1 protein-coding gene and 1 other annotated feature are annotated in these 3066 nt (G+C 61.0%); the gene reads left to right on the forward strand.

From position 1 onward, the window contains the following. Nucleotides 1-976 precede the first annotated feature (976 nt). Nucleotides 977-2202, forward strand: a protein-coding gene (locus GR303_RS24140; protein ID WP_161726993.1) for an IS3 family transposase whose coding sequence is annotated in 2 segments (ribosomal slippage) — nucleotides 977-1265 and nucleotides 1265-2202 — 1227 coding nt in all. Because the reading frame shifts where the segments join, the coding sequence is not laid out codon by codon here. Further along, nucleotides 1258-1374 (forward strand) — a sequence feature (AL1L pseudoknot). (Overlaps the previous gene by 117 nt.) Nucleotides 2203-3066: the final 864 nt, after the last annotated feature.

Consider the following 3066-nt stretch of genomic DNA (forward strand, 5'->3'; position numbering starts at 1 on the left):
AGGGTCCGTCATGGCGTGGTCTCCAATGGGACCCTGGCGCTCCAACGCCCGAATCCCGTTTTGTGGGCTTCAACACCCGGAGACTACGCCACCCTCTCAAAAGTCCACCACATCCCAGACGGCACCGGATCTCGTTCATGTCAGGAGTGTTTCCATGCTGCTGGGCGGGCTCATTACAGGAGAGACTGATGCTCACGCAGAGATCCTTGCTCCTCGTCGCGGCCGTACTAACACTCGGCGGCATGCTCCCAGCTGGACAGGCGAAAGCTTGGCACTACGGTATCCCCCACGATAGGTGGTACCATGACAGCGATGAGGAGGTTGTCGTGGAGCGGCGGCACAGGGGTGGTGGATTCTATGAAGTGGACCGGCACCATCGTCCACGTCACCATCGGCACTGTCGAGAGGTCGAGTTCCACGATCATCACGGGAACCACCGTATCAGGACGGTGTGCGACTGAGCGGTTCAGGATGCAGATCGGAGCCGCCAACGCTCAACATGAGCTGACCGGAATGCTGCTCCGCCAAGCTCAGCGAAGCCTCAGTTGTTCTTCGCAAAAAAACTCCCTCGCTGGTATTCACCGATGAGGGAGCGGAGGAAGAGGACCTTGTTGTCTTGCCAATCTACGCGACTCACGGGGCGAATGCCACTCCGGAAGTGAACCTCGGCAGCAGACTGCACGCGACCTCGCCTGATCGCATACGGTAATACAACCTTTATTCATTTGTCCGATCAACTGCTGCCCCAGCGTACACAATGCCACGCCACTGGTCTGGATCGCTGCGCTAACACACCTTACCCATACATGGACGTTTGCAGGCCTGATTAAGGGCAGAGTCCGCGCGATGAGAACACTTTTCATTGCACAGACGGCTCCGGCCATTCATATCATGACGCTGGTACGGGGCCCCATTGCGCTATGTACTGAACCGTCCCGGGATTCCCGGAGGCTCCAACACCTGACAGGATGGAGCCATGACGAAGAGAACACCCCCATATTCACCAGAGGTCCGCGAGCGGGCGGTCCGGATGGTTTTCGAACACCGCAACGAGTACGCCTCGCAGTATGACGCGATCCGGTCGATTGCGGCCAAGATCGGCTGCTCAGGCGAGACGCTGCGCAATTGGGTGCGGCAGGCCGAGCGCGACCAGGGCCTTCGCCCAGGGCCAACGAGCCAGGAGCAGGAGAAGATCAAGGCGCTCGAGCGGGAGGTGCGTGAACTGCGCCAGGCCAACGAGATCCTGCGCAAGGCCAGCGCGTATTTTGCCCAGGCGGAGCTCGACCGCCGCTCCAAGCCATGAAGGCCTTCATCGACGAGCATCGTGAGGTTTACGGGGTCGAGCCGATCTGCCGTGTGCTGCCGATCGCCCCGTCGACCTACTACGAACATGCTGCCCGCAAGGCCAATCCGGACCGCAGGCCGGCCCGTGAGCGCCGGGACGCTGAACTGTGCCAGGAGATCCGCCGGGTCTTCGCGGCCAACTTTGGCGTCTATGGGGTGCGCAAGGTGTGGCGCCAGATGCAGCGTGAGGGCATTGATGTTGCGCGCTGCACGGTCGCCCGGCTGATGCGGCAGATGGGTCTCCAAGGGGTAGTGCGCGGCAAGAGCATCAAGACGACCGTCAGTGACGCCGCGGCCCCATGTCCGCGTGACCGGGTCAACCGGCAGTTTACGGCACCGCGGCCGAACGCCTTGTGGGTGAGCGATTTTACCTATGTGGCGACCTGGTCGGGCTTCGTCTATGTGGCCTTCGTGATCGATGTCTTCGCCCGCAGGATCGTGGGCTGGCGGGTGTCACGCTCGGCCCGGGCCGAGTTCGTGCTCGATGCTCTCGAACAAGCTCTGCATGACCGACAGCCCTGGCGAGCCAACCTCATCCACCACAGCGACAGAGGGGGGCAATACGTGTCACTTAAGTACACCGGGCGCCTCGCCGAGGCGGGGATTGAGCCGTCAGTCGGCAGTGTCGGAGACTCGTACGACAATGCCCTGGCGGAAACCGTCATCGGCCTGTTCAAGGCTGAGGTGATCCATCGGCGTGGTCCGTGGCGCTCCTTCGAGGCCGTCGAGTTCGCCACCCTCGAATGGGTCGATTGGTACAACAATCGGCGTCTGCTCGAGCCCATCGGCCACGTCCCGCCCGCCGAGGCGGAAGCCGCCTACTACGCTCAGCTTGAGGTCATGCCGATGGCTGCGTAAAATCCAAACCAATCAGCCTCCGGAAAATCCGGCGCGGTTCATACCCTCGCCGGAGCCTTGCTTGGCCACTCAACATCTCCAGTGGTGAGTGTCAGCTCAGCAGCCGTCCAGGTGAAGGTCCTACGCAACAATGGGTCTGCTAATAATCTTCCCCAAATTTGGTGTACAAAGGGCTGTAACCTGATCCTCCTTCGTATCGAAGGACACCTCTGATCCTCCAGTGGGAAGGTGTCCAACGGCGAAGATAAGTCCGGAATTTACATTGAGTTCAAATAAGGAGCCGTCGCCCTCCTGGAGAGTAGCGGCTGAGGCCTAATGCAGATTGCGACAGAGCTGGGGGTTGGCGCCCGTGACCTCACCGACCGATCAAGCGGCCGAGATCGCTTGGCTGCGTCGTGAACTCAAGCGCGCTCGCCTGAAGCAGAATATCTCAAACCCCGTCGGCATCATCGCGGAGGTGCGAGAATGAGGTTTGGCATTTGTCCAGCAACATGCCCGCACCTGGCTAGTGCGGCTCTTGTACCGCGTGCTCCGGGTGTCCGCCATCCGAAATTATGCCTGGTCCTCCCGGCCGCAGAGGTCACTAGCTCTAGCCAACCGGCGCCTGCTCCAGGAGGTGCGTCGTCTCCATGCTCGCATCATGGTCGCTATGGCGGTACGCGCATGCAAGCGCGCTCCACGTCGAAGGCCACTGAAGCTTTGCAGCCGGCGGCTCTGCGAAGCCGGATGCCTCATCGGTAAGCGCGCAAATCTCCGCACCTTTTCATGGCTGATGCAGTGACGGAGTCTGTGTCCGCAATGGAGGCTGCGGACGCAATGACAGTGAATAGCGCGGACATTCCGGGTCAGCTGAGGGTCGTCAGG

The sequence above is a fragment of the Microvirga arsenatis genome (assembly GCF_009910705.1).
Taxonomy (GTDB): Bacteria; Pseudomonadota; Alphaproteobacteria; order Rhizobiales; family Beijerinckiaceae; genus Microvirga; species Microvirga arsenatis.